Source organism: Erythrobacter sp. QSSC1-22B (assembly GCF_001678665.1).
GTDB lineage: Bacteria > Pseudomonadota > Alphaproteobacteria > Sphingomonadales > Sphingomonadaceae > Qipengyuania.
This window is the reverse complement of record NZ_LZRP01000019.1, coordinates 1-5,125: the sequence shown is the minus strand read 5'-3', so window position 1 is coordinate 5,125 and position 5,125 is coordinate 1. Positions and strand designations below refer to the sequence as shown.

General features: G+C 57.7%; 5 protein-coding genes and 1 pseudogene. 4 read left to right on the top strand and 2 right to left on the bottom strand.

Going from position 1 to position 5,125, the window contains the following annotated elements; translation table 11 throughout:
* From A9995_RS15550 to A9995_RS17270, 3 genes are all read left to right on the top strand, one after another.
* Positions 1 to 2,002 (top strand): N-6 DNA methylase (locus A9995_RS15550; protein WP_145917022.1); only part of this gene is annotated, 2,002 nt, incomplete at its 5' end.
* The gene (locus A9995_RS17275; protein ID WP_199797288.1) at positions 1,999 to 2,289 is read left to right on the top strand and encodes a hypothetical protein; all 291 of its coding nucleotides are present in this window, start codon (positions 1,999 to 2,001) and stop codon (positions 2,287 to 2,289) included. The genes A9995_RS15550 and A9995_RS17275, both read left to right, overlap by 4 nt.
* A 27-nt stretch (positions 2,290 to 2,316) precedes the next feature.
* Entirely contained in the window at positions 2,317 to 2,703 is a 387-nt protein-coding gene (locus tag A9995_RS17270) for a hypothetical protein (protein ID WP_199797287.1), read from the top strand.
* A gap of 52 nt (positions 2,704 to 2,755) precedes the next feature.
* Here the strand turns inward: A9995_RS17270 and A9995_RS15540 are convergent.
* Positions 2,756 to 3,358, bottom strand: a pseudogene (locus tag A9995_RS15540) (IS630 family transposase); the annotation flags it as partial.
* Between the two features lie 76 nt (positions 3,359 to 3,434).
* Here A9995_RS15540 and A9995_RS15535 point away from each other — a divergent pair.
* Positions 3,435 to 4,466, top strand: coding sequence for an IS110 family transposase (locus A9995_RS15535; RefSeq protein WP_067614692.1), 1,032 nt, complete (start codon positions 3,435 to 3,437; stop codon positions 4,464 to 4,466).
* A 227-nt stretch (positions 4,467 to 4,693) separates the two neighbouring features.
* Here the strand turns inward: A9995_RS15535 and A9995_RS15530 are convergent, their stop codons facing one another.
* Positions 4,694 to 5,065 carry an IS630 transposase-related protein gene (locus A9995_RS15530; RefSeq protein WP_067614690.1) on the bottom strand — a complete coding sequence of 124 codons (372 nt, stop codon included), beginning with the start codon at positions 5,063 to 5,065 and terminating at the stop codon, positions 4,694 to 4,696.
* Between the last annotated feature and the right edge of the window lie 60 nt (positions 5,066 to 5,125).

Genomic DNA, 5,125 nt, shown 5'->3' with positions numbered 1-5,125 from the left:
TTTCAGCGAACGGGCAGCTCTGCTCAAACGCCGCATCTTTGGCGGTGATATCAACTTTATGGCATGCCGCGTCACGGCGTTCAGTCTCTACCTGTCGTTGTTAGAAGGGCTCGATCCGTCAGACATCATGGAGGCACAGGAAAGCGAAGGGACGAAGTTGCCTTCGCTCAATGGCTCTAACTTAATACACGGCGAAGAGGCGGCGGACTTTTTTCGCGATGACCATGCCTTCAACGGAAAGCGCTTTTCACTCATCATATCGAACCCTCCATGGGCCGAACCGGAAGGCACTTCGAAAACGTCTGCGGATAAATGGGCGGAACGCGCGAAGGCCCCATTCGTGCGCCGCCAAGTCGCTGGTGCTTATGCGCTGCGCGCAATCGACTTTCTCAAGCCTGGCGGTCAAGTGTGCCTCATTTTACCTATCGGCCAGTTGCTCGGGCCATCTAGCGTTGACTTCGTATCACATTTGCTGGAGCAATATCGGCCGTTGCGGTTGATCAACTTTGGCGATTTGCAGGGCCTTTTATTCCCAACTGCCGAAAACACGTGTCACGTTTTTCTCGGCAGCGCGCGCACTGAAGCTCCCGCAGGCAAAATCCCCTTCGAAGAAACTTTCGAATATTGCGTACCGAAAGCAGACATGAGCCTCGCTCTTGGACGACTTACCATGCAGTCAGCTGACAAGCACCAGCTCCAGACTCGTTCGGTGGCCGAAGACCCCCAACTTCTGGTGACCATGATGTGGGGCGATGCCAACGACCTTGCGATCTGGGCCCGTCTCACTGCACGAGGCACCTTCGCCGATTTCTGGCGGGGACCAAGTGAGTATCGTCGTTGGGTGAACCGCAAAGGGATTCACCTGAACGACAAGAGCCGCGAGTCCGTCAGTGCGGAGCCGCTACGTGACAAGAGATTCGTGCCAATAGCTGCTCTAAGCGCAGGCTCACCTGTTCTACACCCGGACCTCCTCGCATCATGGCCCGAAAACCAAGATACCGTCGTTGGCTTAAATGAGTCTGTACAGGCGGTTTTTAAGGGACCGCGCGTGTTGTTCCCAGACGGCTTTTCTAGGGAGCAACTCAATGTACGTGCCGTCTATTACGATGGAGCAGCCACGTTCACACACAGCGTTGGTGTAATATCCGGCGCAGACGGTGACGCCAAACTTCTTCAATTCGTTGCCGTTTACCTGCGTTCGAGCCTAGCGCGCTATTTCCTTATGATGCGCGGCTGGAAAATGCTGTGCGAGCGAAATGGCGTCCATCTCAAAGATATTGAGGCCTTTCCTTTTTTCACCCCAGAGGATGCGCCGGATCCCGACGCGGCGGTTGAAGAATTATCAAGTGTATCGCGCCAGATCACTGCGATTACCAACCTCCCGGAACTCGAGCAGAGTCGACATTATGACAAGTTGAAGCCAGAACTCGACCGGGCTGTTTTTGCCTATTTCGGTCTTACGGACGAGGAACAAACGCTCATTCGTGAAACGGTTGATATCCTAATGCCGTCCATACGGCCGCGGGGTTTCAAGAGCCTCGACACGCCTGCCCAGCATACCGCTCAACCCGATGATTTTACCGCTTACGCACGAGCGCTTGCAAATTCGTTGACTGACTGGCGCACCCGAACTGAGGGGAAGGGTCGTTTTCACGTTGATGTTGTAGCAAGCGACCCGCAGCGCGCGGGCCCATCTGGAATTGTTCGCATTATCTACAAAGAAAAACCTACTGCGGCCCCTGTGGTCGAAGTGAAAGTAAGCGATGAACTCGTTTTCCAAACGCTCGCTCAACTTCGCGACTTTGGTCTCAGAGCCATTCCCATAGGGGATTCCTTAACACTGGTTCCGGATGCCCATATCTGGATTGACAGTTCACTTTATTTGGTTCGACCGCTTACCAAACGAAATTGGACCCTGCGACAAGCACTTCGAGATGCCGAACAAATTGTAAGAACAGTTCAGTCGCGCGGAAAAGCCGATGTGCTGGGAGTGCCCACGTGACAGAGGCGAATGATTGGCTTGCAGCGTTTCCTATTCAGCCCGCCACAGAAGCCGTAGAAGCGCTCTACCAAGCTTGGACTGAACTCGCCGAGAAACCTCGCGCCAACTTTAATCCAAAGACCAACGAGTCGGCGCTAACCAAACGGCTCAAGGTCTATATCGAGAATTATACAGCTCGACAGCGCGGGCTTCTCGGCATGTGGGCTGCGGAAGACATAATCGGAGAGATGGATCCGTCGACCGGCGAAATGATTGAAGAGCGCCGCACAGATATCGTTTATGGTTAGAACGACACATCCCAGGATTTGAAGTTCGTGTTCGAGTTCAAGCGGCTCGGAAAGCAGAAACGTCATCGCGACCACTATTTGCGCGACAAGGGTTTAGCACGGTTCGTAACAGGTATTTACAGTCGACGCCAAGCGGTCGCCGCGATGGTTGGAGTGCTACTTGATCCGGAACCTGATGTTGTTCCACCCATTAGAAACATGCTCGCCGAGAAAGACCTTGCGACCCAATTGAAGTTGCGGCCGGCGCCTGGCGGCACGCCATTTACCCAACCGTCGATTCTGTTTGGTGCGGCGGATTTCGATACCGAACATGAACGGGATCCTGCCTTGGCGCCGACCCACGGCCACATTCGCGTCGCGCATTTTTTTCTACCGTTCGGTTACCCAACGACAACGCAGAAACCCAAGAAGTAAGGCCGGGCTAGAAACTAACTTGGTACTGAGTGAGCGCTAGAGCGGTTTCCGGTCATTCTGGTTCATAGCCGCAAGAGCTGAAGTAATTGGCGCATTCGTCTGGCTGGAAGATGTCGACGAGCTTGCCGATCAGGTCCCACAGGCCTTTGACGGTCCGCTCTCCCGCTTTGCGCAGCATGGCCTTGAGCCGGGAGAAGGCTTTCTCGATTGGATTGAAGTCCGGGCTGTAGGGCGGGAGGAAGCGCAGGGTGGCCCCAGCCGCCTCGATCCGTTCTCGGACTGCCGCACGCTTGTGGCTCGAGAGGTTGTCCATAATGACGACGTCGCCTGCTCGCAGCTCGGGCACCAGCACCTGGGCCACATAGGCTTCGAACCAGTCGCCGTTGATCGGACCATCGAGCACCATCGGCGCAACCATGCCGCTCATGCGCAGGCCGGCGACCAGCGTGGTGGTCTTGCGGTGACCATGCGGGAAGCCCATCCGCAAGCGCTCCCCCTTGGCGCAGCGGCCGTGGCTGCGGGTCATGTTGGTGGCAGTCCAGGTCTCGTCGATGAACACGAGGCGCTCCGGCTCCAGATCGAGCTGGCCGTTGAACCACTGCCGACGCTGCTTCAGGACGTCGGGGCGGTCCTGCTCGATCGCGTGCCCGGTCTTTATGGAATGGCCCGCCCCTTTTCCTCGGCATCGGATATGATGCCGGTAGTTTTAGGAAAGGGAAAGGAACGGACCGATGTCTATTGTGATCCTTGGTGTTGATCTGGGCAAGAATGTTTGCAGTGTGGTTGGCGTGGATGCAGCCGGCGCAGTGATTGTTCGCAGATCGATGCGTCGCCAGACGTTGATCGATTATGTCGCCAAGCTTCCGACCTGCGTGGTCGCGATGGAGGCGTGTTGCGGCGCGCATCATTTGGGGCGCCTGTTTGTCGCGCACGGACACGAGGTCCGGCTCATGTCGCCGGAGTATGTGCGCCCGTATGTAAAGGCTCAGAAGAACGATGATCGGGATGCCGAGGGGATAGCCGAAGCCGCCTCGCGTCCGACAATGCGCTTCGTGCATCTCAAGAGCCAGGAGCAGCTGGATATCCAGACACTTCATCGGGTTCGATCACGCCTCGTGGCCGAGCGCAGGAGTCTGATAAATCAGTTGCGCGCAATCCTGCTCGAGCGCGGGATCATCTTCCCGGTAGGACGGCGCAAGCTGGAACTGGGCATCGAAGCCATGCTTGCCGAGGAGGACGCGACATTGTCCTCGCGCATGCGGCGGCTGGTTGGCGAACTGCGCGCCGAGTGGCGGGAACAGGACGCCAGGATCGAGGCGCTGAACGGCGAGTTCGTCGAGCTGGCACGTAGCGATGCCGCGGCACGAAGGCTGACCTCTATCCCGGGCATCGGGGTTTTAAACGCAACAGCCTTGATAGCCGCCGTTGGCGACGCAAGCAGCTTCGCCAAAGCGCGGGACCTTGGGGCCTGGCTCGGGCTGGTTCCACGCCAGCATACCACCGGCGGCAAGCCTCGGCTTCTGGGTATATCCAAGCGCGGCAACACCTATTTGCGCACCCTGCTCATCCACGGCGCCCGAGCGGCACTGCCCTCGCTATCGAAGAGCGACACGCCGCTGGGACGCTGGTTCAAGGCCATGATCGAGCGCGGTGTCCATCGCAATGCCGTGGTGGTCGCACTGGCCAACAAGCTAGCGCGGATCGCCTGGGCAGCCCTGCGCAAGGGCGCAACCTTCGAACGCAGCTACCCTGTTGCGATATAACCGAGATCGGCCACACGCTCACGCGTGCCAAGGCCAATGATGTTTGCGGGAAGGATTGAACAGATGGCCTGACAGTCGATCGGCGTTTGGAAAGCCCGGGTAAAAAAATGGCACTTGCTGCCGACGTCTTTATTGCGGCTCCAGACGCGCGGATCTCCATCTTGGCCGTGAGCAAGCTCACGAGACCGTATACGTTGACGCAGACTGATCAGAGCAATCTAAAAATCCTACTTGCAAACGGGGCGGGCCATACGTTTTTTACGCGTGATCCCGTGGCGCTTGAAGAAGCGGTGCACCGTGCCGATCCCGACCGACGTGCCGCGCTCCATCAGCCGCGCCTGGATCTCGACGAGGGTCATGTCACCCTGCTCAGCGATCAGCTCTCGGATGAAGCCGCCATGCGCTTCGATCCTGCCCGAATGCCGGTCTCCACCGCGCGGTTTGGCAACTGCCTGACCATGCTCAAGCGCACGTTGCCGCCAGCGGATCGCGCTCGATGCGCTGACCCCGAAATGCACCGCAGCCGAGCGGCAACTCATGCCACCGCCAATCGCGGCAATGACCCTGTCCCGAAGATCCTGTGAAAGCGTTCGTGCCATCCATGCTGGCCTCCTGACACCAGCAGACAGCGTGAATCACATCAGCCCAGCAAAGGGAAT

Bases quoted from the DNA above. Each gene is read 5' to 3' on its own strand.
- A9995_RS15530 (WP_067614690.1), bottom strand. From the start codon at position 5,065: ATGGCACGAACGCTTTCACAGGATCTTCGGGACAGGGTCATTGCCGCG.
- A9995_RS15535 (WP_067614692.1), top strand. From the start codon at position 3,435: ATGTCTATTGTGATCCTTGGTGTTGATCTGGGCAAGAATGTTTGCAGT.